Raw genomic sequence first — 17,171 nt, 5'->3', positions numbered from 1 at the left:
GGACTGCGCCCCGGGCTCTGGGACCGCCGCGGGGCGGGTCGCCGGTCGGTTCCAGCAGCCCGCCCCACCCCCGTGCCAGCCCCGGCGGGGGCCGCCGCTCCCGCTCCGGCCGCGGCGGCGGGTGCCGCCCCGGCCCGGCGGGCGGGGCGGCGTCCCCCGTGTTCCCGGTGTTCTCGGTGCCCTCGGCGCCCCCTGGTTCAGGCCCTCGCATGCTCGCGGAAGCCACGGCCCGTCTTCCGGCCGAGGCAGCCCGCCGCCACCAGGTGTTCGAGCAGTGGGGCGGGCGCGAGGCCGGGGTCGCGGAACTCGCGGTGCAGCACCTTCTCGATGGCCAGCGACACGTCGAGCCCGACGACGTCGAGGAGTTCGAAGGGACCCATCGGGTAGCCGCCGCCCCACTTCATCGCGGCGTCGATGTCGTCCGGCGTCGCGTAGTGCTCCTGCACCATCTTCACGGCGTTGTTCAGGTACGGGAACAGCAGCGCGTTCACGATGAAGCCGGCCCGGTCCCCGCAGTCCACCGGGTGCTTGCGGATCGCGGCGCACACCGCGCGCACGCTGGCGTGCGTCGCGTCGGAGGTCAGCACGGTGCGCACCACCTCCACCAACTTCATGGCCGGCGCCGGGTTGAAGAAGTGCATTCCGATCACGTCGCCCGGCCGGGAGGTCGCGCGGGCGCAGGAGATGACCGGCAGCGACGAGGTCGTGGTGGCCAGCACCGCGCCCGGCTTGCAGACCTCGTCCAGCGCCTGGAAGAGCCGCCGCTTGACCGCCAGGTCCTCGGCCACCGCCTCCACGGCCAGGTCCACGTCGGCGAACGCGTCCAGCGAGTCGGCCGCGGTGATCCGGGCCAACGCCGCCTCCCGCGCCTCCTCGCTCAGCCGCCCCTTGGACACCGACCGGGCCAGCGACCCGGATATCCGCGCCACCGCCCGCTCGGCCTTGGCCAGGCTCCGGGCGGCGAGCACCACCCGGTACCCGGAGGTGGCGAACACCTCGGCGATGCCGCTGGCCATGGTGCCCGAACCGGCCACGCCCACCGCGTTGACCGGACACCCGGCGCCCGGCTCGGCGGCGGCGTCCGGGGGTCGGGGCGTCTGGGCGTCCGGCACCACCACGTCGCTGCCCGGCTCCTGGTACGTGTAGAAGCCGCGGCCCGCCTTGCGCCCGGTCAGCCCGGCCTCGCTGAGCTGGCCCAGGATGGGCGCGGGCGCGTGCAGACGATCGCGCGAGGCCGCGTACATCGCCTCAAGCACGGTGCGCGCGGTGTCCACGCCGATCAGGTCGAGCAGCGCCAGCGGGCCCATCGGCAGCCCGCAGCCCAGCCGCATCGCCGCGTCGATGTCCTCGCGGGTCGCGTACTTCGACTCGTACATCGCCGCGGCCTGGTTGAGGTAGCCGAACAGCAGCCCGTCGGCGACGAAACCGGGCCGGTCACCGACCGAGACGGGCTCCTTGCCGAGTTCGCGGGCCAGTGCGACGACCGAGGCGACGGCCGCCGGCGACGTGAGCACCGAGGAGACCACCTCGACCAGCTTCATGGCCGGCGCGGGGTTGAAGAAGTGCAGGCCGAGGACGCGTTCGGGGTGGGCCGAGTCGGCCGCGAGCCGGGTCACCGACAGCGCGTTGGTGCCGGTCGCCAGGATCGTGTCGGGGCGCACGACGGCGTCCAACGCGGTGAACACCTCGTGCTTGGTGGCGTAGTCCTCGGGCACGACCTCGATCACCAGGTCCGCGTCGGCCGCGGCGGACAGGTCGGCGAAGACCCGGAACCGGGCGAGCACCTCCCGCCGCTCTTGTTCGGTGATCCGCCCGCGCCGCACGGCCCGCTCGGTGGACGCCGCGAGCGCGGCCACGGCCTGCCGCGCCGCGGCGTCCGCGACGTCGATGCCGATGACCTCGTGGCCCGCGCGGGCCAACACCTCGGCGATGCCGGTGCCCATGGTGCCCAGGCCGACGACGGCGACGGTGCGCAACGGCATGGGATCAGGAGTGGACAAATGGTCCATCACAGACTCCAGGGGGTGTTCCCCGCCTTGTCCCGCGGGGAGAAGTGACGACTGAGGAGTTGGGCGGCCCCTGGTGGGCAACTCTGCCCGTAGGGACTCACCCGGGGGGTGCGCGGCGAAGGCCCTGTCCCGGGGCCGCGCCGAACACCCAAAGCGCCGAACCGACTTCACTCTTCGGCGGCTGCGTCACCAGGCCGCCAGAGCAGGGGTACTGCTCGTGCCGGGGAGCTTAACTCGCCAGTAACCAAGAACACCAGGACCCATTCTCGCCAGATCCGGGTGGCGCACGTCACAGTGGGCTAGGAGACGGTCACGGACGCGTGACGCGGGGGGTGGGTCGGGGTGGCGGAGACGCGCGGCGCCCCGAGGCGGTGGCGCGGTGGTCGTGGTTCGTGGCCGGCGCCGGCGCGCCGGCGGGCGCGGCGGCTTGGCGCCGGCGTGGTCGGGAGATGACGGAGGCGGAGATGGCGTGGGCGGTGTGGGGGCGCGGGGCGTCCCGGGCGGTACACGCGTCCGGCGGGTGCGCGAGCGGGCATAGAGCGGGTGACGGGTACGTGCGGGCGAGACGCGGAACGCGGATGCGGACACGGATGCGGACACGGAAGACGACGCCGGCCGGGGCGAGGTGGCCGCGGTGGGCACGGACAAGGTCAAGAGCAAGGGCAAGGGGAGGCGGGAGATGGAAGAAGAACTCCGCGAACTGGCGGCCCGAGCGCGGGCGGCACTGACGACAGCGGCCGATCACGCGGCGTACGAGCATCTCCTCGCTCTCGTACGCCAGAACACGCCCGCCGCGCGCGAGGAACTGGCCCGGGTGCTGGTGGCCAACGGCCAGCCGCTGTGCGCTCGGGAGACCGCGGCCTTCGCACTGGGCTGCGCGGGCGACCGGCGGGCCTTCGAGCCGCTGGTGATGCTCCTCAACTACCGCGACCCGGCGCACTGCGCGACCGCGGCCCGCGCGCTGGCCCGACTCGGCGACCCACGCACCGCCCGCGCGGCGGCGGTGTTGGCCACCAATCCGCTGCGGACGGCCTACGCGCTGCACCCCATCCGGCTCCTGGTGGAACTGCGCGCCCCCGAGTCGGTGCCCGCGCTGGTCACCACGTTGCGGCGGCTGCTGGCCGAGCGCGACCACTACTGGCCGATCGCCCGCGCCTGCGTGGTCGGGCTCGGCACGCTGGGGGACCGGCGCGCGGCCCCCATCCTGGCGGCGGCGCGCGAGCACGAGCGGTTACGGCCGGAGGCGGAGGCGGCCCTGGCCCAACTGGCCGGCAAGGCGCCGGGAGCGGCCGGCGGGCCGGGACGCGGCGACGGGCGGCGCGACGGTGCGCGCGGCGCCCGCGGCGACGGCCTCAGAGGCGACGGCCCCCGCGGCGGCATACCGGGGCGCCGGGACCCCCGCCCCGCCGCCCGCCCGCCAGGTCAACGCCCGAGGCCGAAGCCCTGAGCCTCGGCGGGCGGGCCGTTCGTTCACGGGTGTGGGTGTGGGTGTGGGTGTGGGTGTGGGTGTGGGCGCGGGTGCGGGGTGTGGGCGCGGGTGCGACGGGTGGGCCGTTCGCCGCGGGGCGGGCGTGGGAGTGGATGGGTGCCTGGGGCGTGTGAGCGGTGGAGGGAACGGCGGCGGGATGGCGCCGCCGGACGGGGCCGGGGCCCGGGGTGCGCTGTGGGTGCGTGGCTACGCGACGGAGTGGGCGGCGGGCAGGTCGCGGGCGTAGCGCACCTCGGGCACCTGGGCCCCGGCCACCTCGTAGGACTCCTCGCCGCCGTCGGGGGCGAACCCGGCCCGGGCGTAGAAGCGCTCCGCCCGCTGGTTGCCCCGTACGACCCACAGCCGCACCCGGGGGAACTCGCGCTCCGTCAGCCGTCGCAGCGCCTCGGTCAGCAGCGCGTGCCCGATGCCCGCGCCCAGCCGCTCCGGCTTGACGTAGATCGCGTACAACTCGGCGTCCCCGCTCGGCAGGTCCTCGTCCCGGTACGGACCGCAGCAGGCCCACCCCACGACCTCGGTCCCGCCGTCCGCACCGCCGCCCGGCGCGGGTTCCTCCGCGACCAGGTTGATCACGTCCCCGAGCCCCCGCGCGAAGAACTCCCGCCGCCGCTCGGCGTCTTCGCGCACGCTCATGGCGTCCAGATACGACTGCGGCATGAGCCCCGCGTAGGCGGTCTGCCACCCGCGCACCCGCACGGCGGCCACGGCGTCGATGTCGTCCTCGGTCATCTCGCGCACCAGAACATCCATGGTGAGGAGCGTAGTTGGCCCAGGTGGGGGTGATCGACCTGGTTTCCGTCCGGTACGGGGCGCTCTGGCGGGGCGTGGTGCGCGGGCTCAGCGCATCGGCGCGGGCTCCGTGGGCTGCGCGTGTCGCGCGACCGCGTCCTTGCGCCGCATGGCCAGGACCAGGGTGATCACCGTGCCCGCCACCGCCCAGGCGGCCAGCACCAGCAGGGGGCCCGTGATCGCGTTGCCCTGGAAGTAGGCGATCGAGCGGGCCGTCCAGGTGCCCGCGCCCGGGGGGAGGGCGGGGCCGATGGCCTGCCAGAAGTCGGGGAGCAGGGGGTAGGGGTAGGCGCCGCCCGCGCTGGGGTTGCCCAGGACGACGATGATCAGGATGGCGAGGCCGATGCCGACGATGCCCGCCAGGCCCTGGCAGGCGAGGGTGGTCGCGCCGACGGCGAAGACCACCAGGGCGCCGAGCCCCCACAGACCGAACACGCTGCCGGGCAGCGCGCCGAGCGCCGGGCCCACGATGATGGTGCCGCCCAGGCCGGCCGCGATCGAGTAGAGGGCGAGGGCGCCGAGCCTGATGGCGGCCCGGCTGCCGTTCGCGGGGCGGGCGCCCGCGCTGATGGCGAGCACCGCCGCGCACAGGTAGCCGCCCACGCACCAGCCGACGACCAGGTAGAACGAGGACAGGCCACGGCTGTCGTCGGCGGCGGCGGGCACGATGTCCTCGGTACGCACCGAGCGCTGGTCGGCCTTCTCGGCCTGGGTGACCACCTGCTCGACGGCCTGGGCGAGGGAGGAGCCGGCGCCGCCGGCCACCAGCAGGCGGTCGGTGCTGCCGCGCGGGTCGACGATCAGCGCGGCGTCGACGTCCCGGTGCTTGATCTTGCGCACCGCCTCCGCCTCGCTGCTCACCGCGCGCGGGTCGAGCGGGTCGCCCGGCAGCTTGCCGAGCTTGCCCACCACCTGCTCGCTGGCCTGTTTCGGTGCCACGACGGCAATCGACACATGGTCAGGTTTCGGCCGGTGGAAGGAGCCGACGTACGAGAGGATGAAGGCCAGTTGGAGCAGCAGTACGCCCACGACGAGTACGGCGGCGCGCGTGGTCACCGCGGCCTTGAGTTCCTCGACGAAGGTGCGGTCAGTGTTCTCGCGGTTCTCGCGCGTCGCCGTCATGGACCGCTCCTCACCCGCTTCACCTGGTCATTCGTCTTCCCCATAGTGGCGAGGGCGGCGCCGGCGCGCAGCCTGTGACGCGCCGATCAGGTGAGGGGCCGGGGTGGGGGCGAGGGGGCGGGGCGCGTGGGCGGGGTGGGAAACGATGTTCGTACGAGTGTTCGATGAGGGGGGTATGGTGGAAGGGAAAGGTGGCGAGAAATAGTCGGTGAGGTGGTGGTCTCTCGGAGTGGGGCGGCCGGCCGTCCGGCGGCGGCGCGGGTGTGAGGCGCGAGTGCGAGCGGGGGAGCCCGGGCGGAGGGGTCGGGCAGAGGCTGGCGCGCGGGTCGGGGCGTGGGGCCGGCCGTCGGGGCCGGGGTGATGTCGGCCGGGCCGGTGGCGGCGCGGTGGTGGTGAGTGGGGCGCGGCGGTGGGTCGTGGTCAGGTTGGCGAGTGAGGAGGTGCGTGCGGATGCCGGGGTTCACGCATCTGCACGTCGCATCCGGGTTCTCGATGCGGTACGGCGCCTCGCACCCGGAGCGGTTGGCCGAGCGGGCCGCCGAGCGCGGCATGGACGCGGTGGCGCTGACCGATCGGGACAGCCTCGCCGGGGCGGTCCGGTTCGCCAAGGCGGCGTCGGCCGCCGGGGTGCGCCCCCTCTTCGGCGTCGACCTGGCCGTGCGGCCCGCGGCCCCGCGGCCGGGGCGCACCGTCAGGCGGCGGGCCCCGGTACGGGGCGGCGCGTTCGTCGACGAGTCGGCGCCCCGGGTGGTCTTCCTGGCCAGGGACGGCGCGGCCGGGTGGGCCGCGCTGTGCGGCCTGGTCTCCGCCGCGCACGCCGGGGGCGACGCGCGCCCGCTGCTGCACTGGGAGGACCTGGCGGCCGTGGCCGCCGGCATGCCCGCCGCGCTCGCGCCGCTGACCGTGCTGCTCGGCCCCGAGTCCGACGTCGGCCGCGCGCTGTCCGCCGGCCGCCCCGACCGGGCCGCGCGACTCCTGGTCCCCTGGCGCGAACTGTTCGGCGACGCGCTGCGCCTTGAGGCCGTCTGGCACGGCGGGCCCGGCACGGGGCCGGTGCCCGCGCCCGGTTCGGCCGCCGAGCGCGCCGCGTCCACCGCCTCGGTCGTGGCCGCCGCGCAGTGGGGCCGCGCCGGCTCCAAGCCCTCCGTCGGCGCCGCCGGGCCGGCCGCGCTCTCCGTCGCCGGCTCGCCGTCCGGTTCCGGGCCGGGCACGCTGCGGCTCGCCGCCCGTACCGTCGGCTTCGCCGCCGAGCAGGGCGTACGGCCCGTGCTGAGCAACGCCGTGCGGTACGCCGACCCGGGGCAGGGGCCGGTGGCGGACGTGTTGGACGCCGCCCGCAGGCTGGTGCCCGTCCCGCGCGCGCCCGGGGAGCGAGACAGCGGTGAGCGCTGGCTCAAGGGCGCGCACGACATGGCGCGGGTCGCGGAGCGGATCGTGACGGCCGCCGGGTTCCGGCGGGACGCCGCGTACCGGCTGCTCGACCAGACCCAGGCCACGGCCGCCGCCTGCCAGGTGGACCCGGAGGACGACCTGGGGCTCGGCAGCGTCCACTTCCCCGAGCCGCGGCTGGTCGGCGCCGTCGGGCGCACCGCGGAGCGGACGCTGCGCTCGCGCTGCGCCGCCGCCATGGTGCTGCGCGGCCACGACCGCGACCGGACGCGCTGGGAGCGGCTTGAGGCCGAGTTGGACACCATCGAACGGCTCGGCTTCGCCTCGTACTTCCTGACCGTCGCGCAGGTGGTGGACGACGCGCGGGGGCTGGGCGTGCGGGTCGCGGCGCGGGGTTCGGGCGCCGGCTCGTTCGTGGTCCACCTGCTGGGCATCGCGCAGGCCGACCCGGTCGCGCACGGGCTCCTGATGGAGCGCTTCCTGTCCGTGCGGCGGGGCGCGCTGCCCGACATCGACATCGACGTGGAGTCGGCCCGCCGGCTCGACGTCTACCGCTCGATCTTCGACCGCTTCGGCGCCGACCGGGTCGCGACGGTCGCCATGCCCGAGACCTACCGGGTGCGCCACGCCGTACGGGACGTGGGCGCGGCGCTCGGCATGGACCCGGGGGAGGTGGACCAGCTCGCCAAGTCCTTCCCGCACATCCGGGCCAAGGACGCCCGCGCTGCCCTGGCCGAACTGCCGGAGTTGCGCGGCGTGGCCGCCCGGATGGGCGACCGGGACCGGCTGTGGGACCTGGTCGAGGCGTTGGACGGGCTGCCGCGCGGGATCGCCATGCACCCGTGCGGGGTGCTGCTCTCGGACGCCACGCTGCGCGCCCGCACCCCCGTGGTGACCAGCGCGGGCACCGGCGTGGGCAGCGGCGGGATGCGGGGGGCGATGGGCGCGTCCCTCGCCGACGGCGATGCCGGCGATGCCGGCGGCCCCGGAGGGCCGGGCGGTCCCGGGGGCGCGGGCTTCGCCATGTCGCAGTTCGACAAGGACGACGTGGAGGAGCTGGGGCTGCTCAAGCTCGACGTGCTCGGGGTGCGGTTGCAGTCGGCGATGGCGCACGCGGCGCGGGAGGTCGTCAAGATCACCGGACGGCCGCTGGACCTGGACGACCCGGCGCAGGTGCCACCGGCCGACCCGGCCACCTACGAGCTGATCAGGTCGACCGAGACGCTGGGCTGCTTCCAGATCGAGTCGCCCGGCCAGCGCGACCTGATCGGACGGCTCCAGCCCGCCACGTTCCACGACCTCGTAGTCGACATATCGCTCTTTCGGCCCGGCCCCGTCGCCGCCGACATGGTGCGCCCCTTCATCGAGGCGCGGCACGGCCGCACCCCGCCCCGCTATCCCCATCCGGACCTGGCGGAGGCGCTGCGCGATACGTACGGCGTGGTCGTCTTCCACGAGCAGGTGATCGAGATCCTTCGGATCATGACCGGTTGCGACCGCGGGCTGGCCGACGAGGCGCGCCGCGCTCTCTCGGACACCGAGCGGCGCGGCCGGGTGCGCGCGTGGTTCGCGCAGGAGGCCGCGGCGCGCGGTTACGCGGCGCAGGTGGTGGCGCGCACCTGGGAGATCGTCGAGGCGTTCGGCTCGTACGGCTTCTGCAAGGCGCACGCCGTGGCCTTCGCCGTGCCCACGTACCAGTCGGCCTGGCTCAAGGCGCACCACCCGGCGGCCTTCTACGCCGGGCTGCTCACCCACGACCCCGGGATGTACCCCAAGCGGCTGCTGCTCGCGGACGCGCGGCGGCGCGGGGTGCCGATCCTGCCGTTGGACGTGAACCGGTCGGCGGCCGCCTATCGCATCGAACTGGTGTCCGATGGCGAGGGTGGTTGGGACGGCCGGAGCGTCCGGGACGGTCGGGGCGGCCGAGACGGTCGGGGTGGCACGTGGGGCGTGCGGCTCGCGCTCGGTGAGGTGCACGGCATGAGCGAGGCCGAGGCGGCGCGCATCGTGGCGGGCCAGCCCTACACCTCGGTGCGGGACCTGTGGTGGCGCGCCCGGCCGGGGCGGCCGGTCGCGGAACGGCTCGCCGAGGTCGGGGCGTTGGACGCGTTCGGCGTCAACCGCCGTGACCTGCTGCTGCACATCGCCGAACTGCACCGGCAGCAACGTGGCCCCCGTAGCGGCCCCCGCACGGGGCGGCAACAGCTCTCCCTGGACGCAGCCGCGGCCGCCGCCGCGACCACGGAAGCCGGGGGCGAGAGTGGCGCGGGCGCCGGCGCCGTGGCGTCGTTCGAGCCCGCCGGGCTGCCCGACCTCGACCCGGCGGAGCGGCTCGGCGCCGAGCTGGGCGTCCTCAACATGGACGTCTCCCGGAACCTCATGGACGACCACCGCGACTTCCTGGAGGAGTTGGGCGTGACGCTCGCGCGGCGACTGGGCTCGGCACGGCACGGCGAGACCGTACTGGTCGCCGGGGCCAAGGCCGCGACCCAGACGCCACCGATCCGCTCCGGGCGCCGCGTCATCTTCACCACCCTCGACGACGGCACGGGGCTGGTCGACTGCGCCTTCTTCGACGACCCGCCGGAGGAGCGCCGCACCGGCGCCACCCGGGAACGGGGCACCCAGGACACCTGGAGCGGCCGGGGCGAGCGGCCCGGACGCGGCGACCACGGGGCCGCCTCGGGCCACGCGGCGTGCGCGTACACCGTCTTCCACTCCTGGCTGCTGCTGATCAGGGGAGTGGTGCAGCGGCGCGGCCCGCGCAGCCTCAGCGTCGTCGGCGCCGCCGCCTGGGACCTGGCCGAACTGGCCGAGCTGCGCCGCACCGGCGGGCTCGAAGCGGTCGCCGGCCGCCTCGCCGAAGGGGGCGGGGCGGCCCGGGGCGCCGAGGGGGACGGGGCGCGGGGCGCCGACGCGTCCGGCCCGGAGCCCGGTCCGGAGGCGGACGGCTCGCCCGACGCGCCGTCCGGGGACGCCGGGCGCCGCATCCAGTTGCCCAACGGCTACACCATGCACCCCTGGGCCGACCTCCAGCCCGCCGGCGAACGCGCCGCCACGGGGCGCAAGTTGTGGCACTCCAGCCCGGGGAGCGCGGGATGACGCACGAGGGACGAGAAACAGCCGGAGCGGGAGTCGACGCCGCGGCGGCGCCCGGCGCGCGGGAGCACCCGCGACCCGTGGAGCGCCCGGCGCCCGGGCCGGTGCTGTGCGTACGGTTCCACGCGCCCGACGGCGGCCCCGTCGGAGAGGACGTCTACGCGGGGCTGCTCGCGCTGCTCGCCGAGCTGACGCCCGTCGTACAGGCGCTGCCGCCCGACGGTGCGCTGGCGGACGTACGGGGCGCGCTGCGGTACTTCGGCCGGGACGCCGCCGAGTTGGCGGGCATCGTACGGGTGCGGGCGCTGGCCCGGCACGGCGTGGACTGCACCGTCGGCGTGGCCGCGAACCCGCTGCTCGCCCGGATGGCCGCGGCGCAGCCGCCGGCCGGCCGGCGCGCCGACGGGCGCCCGGACCCCGGGTGTGCCGGCGCGGGGCCGGCCGGCCTCGGGTGCGCCGCGCGGGGCGGGGCGGGCGGTGGCCGGCGGAGCGGCGCGCGCGGCGGACGGCAGGCGGGGGTCCCGGGCGGTGCGTGCTGCGGGCGCCGGGGCGCGGTGCACACGGTGCCGGACGACCCCCGGGCCGTGGCCGCCTTCCTCGCCCGCAAGCCCGCCACCGCCCTGGACGGGGTCGGCCCGGTGACGGCCCGCACCCTGGACGCGTACGGTCTCGGCGAGGTCGGCCAGATCGCGGCGGCCCCACCGGGCACCCTGCAACGCATCCTGGGCGCCACGGCGGGGCGGGCGGTCTACGAGCGGGCCCACGGCATCGACCGGGCCCCGGTCACGCCCAACTCCCTGGCCCGCTCCATCGGGGCCGAACACCGCTTCTCCAGCGACGAGTTGGACCCCGTGCGGCGCCGCCGCGCGCTGCTCGCCCTCGCCGACGAACTCGGCTCGCGGCTGCGCGCGGACGGGCAGGTGGCCCGCGCGCTCACGCTCACCGTCCGCTACGCCGACCGCTCCGTCACCACCCGTGGCAGGACCCTGCCCGAGCCGACCGCGCACACCCCGGCGCTGACCTCGCTCGCGTACGCGCTGCACGAGTCGCTGGCCCTGGAGCGGGCCCGGGTGCGGGCGGTGGCGCTGCGCGCCGAGGACCTGACCGCCGCCGAACGCGCCAGCCGGCAGCTCACGTTCGACCCGGGCGACGACAAGGCCCGGCGGATCGAGGCCGTGACGGACCGGGCCCGCGCCAGGTTCGGGGCCCGCGCGGCCCGGCCGGCGGGGACGGCGGCGGTCGGCTGACCGCCGCTGTCGGGGCGCCCGAGCCCGGCGCAGGCGTGCGCGTCCCGGCCGGTCAGCGACCGTGCCGGTCAGCGGCCGTGCCAGTCAGCGGTCGTATCGGTCAGCGGTCCGGCCCGGTCAGCGGTCGTGCGGCGCGCCGTCGCCGTCGTCCGGGCCCGTCAGCCAGGTGCGGATGCCGGCGAGCGCGGTCGGGCCGTAGTCCTCGTCCACGCCCCGGGCGAGGTCGGCGATCGATATGTCGCGCAGGGCCGCCCGCCAGGCCGCGTCGGCGGTGGCCATGGCGCGGGTGATGGCACACGGCCGGGTGCAGCTCTCCGGGGGCGTCGCCAGCGGGCCGCGCTGGCGGATCTCCGTGCACACGAACGCGGGTCGCGAGCCGTCCACGGCCTCCACCACGTCGAGGACGGAGATCAGCTCGGGGGCCCGGGTGAGTTCGTACCCGCCCGCCTTGCCCTGGACGGAGTTGACCAGGCCCGCGCGGGAGAGCGCCTGCAACTGCTTGGCCAGGTAGCTGCCCGAGACGTCGTGCAGCTCCGCCAGCCGCACCGCGGGTACCGGATCCGTCGCGGTCGTGAGCACCACACAGCAGTGCAGCGCCCACTCGACCCCGCCCGACAGCTTCACGCCGCACACCTCCTCGGTGCTGGATGCCCCGTTCCCTTGACTCGGACGAAGAATATCCGACTATTATCTCGGACAAGAAGTGTCCGAGTTGGAGGCGCGGCCTCCGACCGACACCGGCGTGCCCCCGGGCACTTGCGTGAAAGGCGAGAGTCATGAAGCTCACCGTCATCGGCGGTACCGGACTGATCGGCTCGCAGGTGGTCCGCGAGCTGGCCGCGGCGGGGCACGAGGCCGTGCCCGCCGCGCCGTCCACCGGGGTCGACCTGCTCACCGGCGAGGGGCTCGACCAGGCCCTGACGGGCGCCGAGACCGTGGTCAACGTGGCGAACTCGCCCACGTTCGACGCGGCGTCGCTGGACTTCTTCCGCATCGCCACGGGCAACCTGCTCGCGGCCGGCGAGCGGGCCGGCGTCCGGCACCAGGTGATCCTGTCCATCGTCGGCGTGGACCAGGTGCCCCAACTCGACTACTACCGAGCCAAGACCCTCCAGGAGGAACTGCTGCGGCAGGGCCCGACGCCCTACTCCATCGTGCGCGCCACCCAGTTCTTCGAGTTCGTCGACGCGGTCCTGTCCTGGACCTCGGACGAGAGCGCCGTCCGCCTGCCCGCCACCCGCGTCCAGCCGATGGCCGCGGCGGACGTCGTGGACGCGGTCGTCGACGTCGCCACCGGCGAGCCGCTCAACGGCGTGCGGGACGTCGCGGGCCCCGAGGTCTTCCCGCTGGACGAACTCGGCAGGATCACCCTGGCGGCCCGGCACGACGGCCGGCCCGTGCGTACCGACGACACCGCCGGCATGTTCGCCGCCGTCACCGGTGACGTGCTCACCGCCGGGCCCGGCGCCCACCTGGCCCCCACGCACTACCGGGACTGGCTGCGCGACACGCGCTGACCAGCCGGGCCGGTCACCCCGGGTCGGGCCGCCTCCTCCGCAGCGGCCCGACCCGGGGCATCCCCGCGGGTCACCCCACCGGCTGCCCCAGCAGCTCAAGGAGCGTGTCCACCGACGGCGCGCCCAGCGGCGCGGCCTGCCCGCCGACCACGAACGTCGGCGAGCCCCGCAGGCCGCGCTCCCGCGCCAGGTCGCGGTCGGCCAGCACGCTCCCCGCGTACGCGTCGCTGTCCAGGACCGCCCACATCTCCGCGTGGTCGAGCCCCACCTCGCGGCCCAGCGACACCAGCGCGGCGTGGTCGGCCACGTTCACGTTCTCGGTCAGACAGCCGCGCAGCAGCCGCTCGATCATGGCGTCGGCCTGCCCGCGCTCGGCGGCCAGGTGCAACAGCCGGTGCGCGTCGAAGGAGTTCGCCGGCACCGTAGTGGCGGGCCGCAGCTCCAGCCCCTCCTGCTGCCCCAGATACGTGATCATCTCGAACTGCCGGAGCGCCGCCCGCCGGCTCTCGTACACGCCGTACTCCACGAGCAGGTCCGCGATGGGCCCGCTCGTGGTCCGCGGGCTGCCGGGATCGAGCTCCAGGCTCCGCCACACGATCTCCACCTCGGCCCGTCCGTCGAACCGGGCCAGTGCCCGCTCCAGTCGCCGCTTGCCGATGTAACCCCAGGGGCAGAGCACGTCCACCCAGACTTCCACCCTCACCGGAAACCCCCTCCGCTCGGCCGACGGCGCCGTTCCACGGGTGCGATCAGCACCATCAGAAAAACGATGCAACTTCAACCGAACCTGAAGTCAAGTTCGCCTTCCGGACTTTCTCCGAACGAGCCCAGGCCCGCACACCCGTCGGATGGACCGGAACGGGGCCCGGATTAGGGCACTGACCTGGGACGGGGCAAGCGGCAGCGCGGCGGAACCCGGACGTGGCATGGTGTGCCCATGACCGGAACGCACTCCCGTCCGACCGCGCGTGAACTGATCGAGACCGTCGTCGCCCCCGGGAGCTGGCGCTGCTGGGACGAGCCGGTCACGGTGTCCACCGCCGACCCGGAGTACCGCGCCGACCTGGCGCGCGCCCGCGAGCGCACGGGGCTCGACGAGTCCGTCATCACCGGCAGCGGCCTGCTCGACGGGGCGCGGGTGGCCGTCGTCGCCTGCGAGTTCGGCTTCCTGGCCGGGTCGATCGGGGTCGCGGCGGGGGAGCGGCTGGTACGGGCCGTGCGGCGGGCCACCGCGGAGCGGCTGCCGCTGCTGGCCGCGCCCGCGTCCGGCGGGACCCGGATGCAGGAGGGCACCGTTGCCTTCGTGCAGATGGTGAAGGTCACCGCGGCCATCGCGGCCCACAAGGCGGCCGGCCTGCCCTACCTCGTCCACCTGCGCCACCCCACCACCGGCGGCGTCTTCGCGTCCTGGGGCTCGCTCGGCCACGTCACCACCGCCGAACCGGGCGCGCTCATCGGCTTCCTGGGGCCCCGGGTGCACGAGGCGCTCTACGGCGAGCGGTTCCCCGAGGGCGTACAAGTCGCCGAGCACCTGTACGCCCACGGCCTGGTGGACGCGGTGCTGCCGACGGCCGAACTGCCCGACGCCGCGGCGCGCGCCCTGCGCGTCCTGCGCGGCGCCGGCCGGGCCACCGCTCCGGCCGTCGGCCCGGCCGACTGTTGGAGCGGTGGCCCGGCGGAAGAGCCAGCCGTCGGGCCCGCCGCCGAGGCCCCGGCCGACGCGCCGGGGCACGACGGGGCGCCCGGCGACGGTGCGGTGCCCGAGGCCGCCGAGTCGATCCGGCGCTCGCGCCGTCCGGAACGCCCCGGCGTGCGGGCGCTGTTGCGGGTCGCGGCCGATGACGTCACGCCGCTGAGCGGCACCGGCGCCGGGGAGCACGATCCGGGCATGCTCCTCGCGCTGGCCCGGGTGGGCGGCACGCCGTGCGTCGTCCTCGGCCACGACCGGGGCCACCCCGATCCCGGCCCTGAGCCCGACGCCGCCGTCCGCCCCGAGGCCGGCGTTGGGCAGCCGCTCGGCCCGGCCGGGCTGCGTACGGCGCGGCGCGGCATGCGCGTCGCCGCCGAGTTGGGCCTGCCGCTGCTGACCGTCGTGGACACGGCGGGGGCCGCGTTGAGCCAGGCCGCCGAGGAGGGTGGCCTGGCGGGGGAGATCGCCCGGTGCCTGGCCGACCTGGTGACGCTGCCCGCGCCGACGCTGTGCCTGTTGCTCGGCCAGGGCGCCGGCGGCGGCGCGTTGGCCCTGCTGCCCGCCGACCGGGTGCTGGCGGCCCGGCACGCGTGGCTGTCGCCGCTGCCGCCGGAGGGCGCGTCGGCCATCCTGTACCGGACCACGGAGCGGGCCGACGAGGTGGCCGCCCGCCAGGGCGTGCGCTCGGCCGACCTGCTCGCGGCGGGCATCGTGGACCGGATCGTGGAGGAGGCCCCGCAAGCGCGGGCGCGGGAGCGGGAAGGGGCCCAGCGGCGGCCGTCGGACGGCGCCGGCCCGGCGGTGGCGCGGGGGCCCGGCCCGGAGGCGGACGCGGCCGACGCGCCGCACGCGTTCCTGGCCCGCCTCGGCGCGATCCTCGGCGACGAACTCGCCACCCTCCGCGCCCAGGACCCCGCGGCGCGCCTCGCCGCCCGCCGCGCGGCGGGCCGCGGCTAGCGCACCCGCCCCACCCCCTCGCCGAGACCCGGCCACCGGGCAGCCCCAGCGTGGGCCCGGGCCAACCCCACTCCCGGTGGCCCCCGTCGCCCCCTCCGAAGCCCGCGTCCCCGAACTCCCCTGGCCCGCTTGCCGTCTCCCACCGCGCCCGCGCCCTTTCCCGCGCCGCGTGGCCGAACGTCGTCGCCGTGCGTGACCCGTCAGGGGGAACGCTCCCACGGGCGGGGGTGCCACTCGATCGGGGCGACTACCGTCAGCGGTGCCGGCCGGGGGCCCCGGCCGGAGCCGGCGCCCCGGCGGAAGCCGGCGCCCGTGCGTGGTGCGGGGCGCCGGGCGTGGGGGCGCGGCGAAGGGGGAGCTGGCGATGAGGGGGCCGGGTGGGGCGAGGGGCGACCGGTGGCGCGGGCGTCGCGCGAGGCGTGCGGCGACCGGTGCGCACGCCGCCGGCGGAGGGTGGCTGATGGGGCACCTGACGGCGGAAGGTGCCGAATTGACAGACTTAGGTAAACCTAACCTACTGTCTGGTCGAGCGAAATGATCTCCTCGCTGTCCCGCCCGAAGGGTTCGCCCCTGCGCTGAAAGGCTCCCCCCGCCCGTGCGGCTCCACCTCCTTGCCGTCAACCCCACCGACTCCGTCACGGAGGGCTTCCTCCCCGCCGCCGCCCGGCTCGGCTGCGCCGTCACCGTCCTCACCGACCAGCCGGCCGCCCACGAGCGCGCCTACGACCGGTACGCCGCCACGGGCGGCACGCTGCCCGAGCTGACGTACCTCGCCTGCGACGTCACGGACTTCCGCGCGGTCATCGCCGCCATCGCGGCCACCGGCCGGCCCGACGCGGTGTTCAGCAACAGCGACCACCTCCAGGCGCAGACCGCGCTGGCCGCCGACTTCTTCGGGCTGCCGGGCAAGGACTGGCGCGCGGCGCTGCGGACCAAGAACAAGGCCCAACTACGGCGCGCGCTCGCCGAGGCCGGGCAGGACGTCGTCTTCTCCGCCGAACTCCACCCGGAGCCGCCCCCGGCCGACCCCGAACGCCTGGCGCGCGCGGTACGACGGGCCGACCCGCCCTACCCCTGCGTGGTCAAGCCGCGCGAGGGCGTCGCGAGCGAGGACGTCTTCCTCGCGGCGGACGAGGCCGAACTCCTGGCCCGCTGCCGCGAGATAGCGGCCCGGCGGCCCGGCGCCGCCCTGGTGGTCGAGGAGTTCCTGGCCGGGCCGTTGCACACGCTGGAGACCCTGGGCGACGGCACCTTTCTGCACCCCGTCGCCGCCTTCGCCACCGAACTGTCCCCGCCGCCGCACTTCGTCGAGGAGCGACTGCGCCTGCTGCCGGGCCCCGCCCCGCACGCCGACCAGGTGCTGGCCCAACTGCGCGCGCTGGGCGTGGGGTTCGGCGCCTGCCACACCGAGTACGTGGTGCAGGGTGGGCGCGCCAGGATCATCGAGGTCAACTACCGGGCCATCGGCGACCGCTGCGACCTGGCCCTGGCCGACGTCCTCGGCATCCCGCTCTTCGCACACGTCCTGCGCACCCACGCCGGCCAGCCCCTGCCCCCGTCGCTGGTCACCGACCACGCCGGCCGGATGCGGATGGAGTACGTGATCGCCGACCGCGCCGGCACGCTGACCGCCGCGCCGGGCCCGAGCGAGACCGTCCACGACGGCGTACGCCTCGACTACCGCCCGCTGCGCGAGATCGGCACCCACCGACCGCTGCACCACACCAACCGCGACTTCCTCGGCGTACTGTGCGCCACCGGCACCGACCAGCGGGCCGTCGACGAGGCCGTGGCGCGCTTCCTGGCCGCCCACACCTGGGAGATCCGGCCGTGAACCGCGGCGCGCCGCGCGGACCGGGCAGC

Annotated in this window: 11 protein-coding genes; 6 read left to right on the top strand and 5 right to left on the bottom strand. The window is 76.1% G+C overall.

What is annotated here, in order from left to right:
- Nucleotides 1-197 precede the first annotated feature (197 nt).
- Nucleotides 198-2,009: a 3-hydroxyacyl-CoA dehydrogenase family protein gene (locus H7H31_RS05430; protein WP_187063654.1), complete on the bottom strand. Its 1,812-nt coding sequence runs from the start codon at nt 2,007-2,009 to the stop codon at nt 198-200.
- A gap of 679 nt (nt 2,010-2,688) precedes the next feature.
- Between H7H31_RS05430 and H7H31_RS05425 the strand changes: the two genes are divergently transcribed.
- Nucleotides 2,689-3,456 carry a HEAT repeat domain-containing protein gene (locus H7H31_RS05425; protein ID WP_232110242.1) on the top strand — a complete coding sequence of 256 codons (768 nt, stop codon included), beginning with the start codon at nt 2,689-2,691 and terminating at the stop codon, nt 3,454-3,456.
- A gap of 228 nt (nt 3,457-3,684) precedes the next feature.
- Here H7H31_RS05425 and H7H31_RS05420 read toward each other — a convergent pair whose 3' ends face one another.
- Complete coding sequence (locus H7H31_RS05420) at nt 3,685-4,248, bottom strand: GNAT family N-acetyltransferase (RefSeq protein WP_232109697.1); 564 nt, start codon at nt 4,246-4,248, stop codon at nt 3,685-3,687.
- Between the two features lie 87 nt (nt 4,249-4,335).
- The gene (locus tag H7H31_RS05415) at nt 4,336-5,409 is read right to left on the bottom strand and encodes a YhgE/Pip domain-containing protein (RefSeq protein ID WP_187117794.1); all 1,074 of its coding nucleotides are present in this window, start codon (nt 5,407-5,409) and stop codon (nt 4,336-4,338) included.
- Nucleotides 5,410-5,859: 450 nt separating this feature from the next.
- Between H7H31_RS05415 and H7H31_RS05410 the strand changes: the two genes are divergently transcribed.
- Nucleotides 5,860-9,900, top strand: a complete 4,041-nt coding sequence (locus H7H31_RS05410) for a DNA polymerase III subunit alpha (protein WP_187117793.1) — start codon at nt 5,860-5,862, stop codon at nt 9,898-9,900.
- Nucleotides 9,897-11,144: a DNA polymerase Y family protein gene (locus H7H31_RS05405; RefSeq protein ID WP_187060454.1), complete on the top strand. Its 1,248-nt coding sequence runs from the start codon at nt 9,897-9,899 to the stop codon at nt 11,142-11,144. The genes H7H31_RS05410 and H7H31_RS05405 overlap by 4 nt, the downstream gene beginning before the upstream one ends.
- 117 nt (nt 11,145-11,261) lie before the next feature.
- Here H7H31_RS05405 and H7H31_RS05400 read toward each other — a convergent pair whose 3' ends face one another.
- Complete coding sequence (locus H7H31_RS05400) at nt 11,262-11,768, bottom strand: RrF2 family transcriptional regulator (RefSeq protein ID WP_187060453.1); 507 nt, start codon at nt 11,766-11,768, stop codon at nt 11,262-11,264.
- 152 nt (nt 11,769-11,920) lie between these two features.
- On the opposite strand from H7H31_RS05400, the gene H7H31_RS05395 reads away from it, so the two are divergent.
- Complete coding sequence (locus tag H7H31_RS05395; protein ID WP_187060452.1) at nt 11,921-12,661, top strand: SDR family oxidoreductase; 741 nt, start codon at nt 11,921-11,923, stop codon at nt 12,659-12,661.
- 70 nt (nt 12,662-12,731) lie between these two features.
- Here the strand turns inward: H7H31_RS05395 and H7H31_RS05390 are convergent, their stop codons facing one another.
- The gene (locus H7H31_RS05390; RefSeq protein ID WP_187060451.1) at nt 12,732-13,364 is read right to left on the bottom strand and encodes a DsbA family oxidoreductase; all 633 of its coding nucleotides are present in this window, start codon (nt 13,362-13,364) and stop codon (nt 12,732-12,734) included.
- A gap of 234 nt (nt 13,365-13,598) precedes the next feature.
- Between H7H31_RS05390 and H7H31_RS05385 the strand changes: the two genes are divergently transcribed.
- Nucleotides 13,599-15,308, top strand: a complete 1,710-nt coding sequence (locus H7H31_RS05385) for a carboxyl transferase domain-containing protein (RefSeq protein WP_187060450.1) — start codon at nt 13,599-13,601, stop codon at nt 15,306-15,308.
- Nucleotides 15,309-15,903: 595 nt separating this feature from the next.
- Complete coding sequence (locus H7H31_RS05380; protein ID WP_187059861.1) at nt 15,904-17,142, top strand: ATP-grasp domain-containing protein; 1,239 nt, start codon at nt 15,904-15,906, stop codon at nt 17,140-17,142.
- Nucleotides 17,143-17,171 lie beyond the last annotated feature (29 nt).

The sequence above is a fragment of the Streptomyces buecherae genome, from assembly GCF_014295035.1.
Taxonomy (GTDB): Bacteria; Actinomycetota; Actinomycetes; order Streptomycetales; family Streptomycetaceae; genus Streptomyces; species Streptomyces youssoufiensis.
This window is presented reverse-complemented; position numbering and strand designations above follow the sequence as displayed.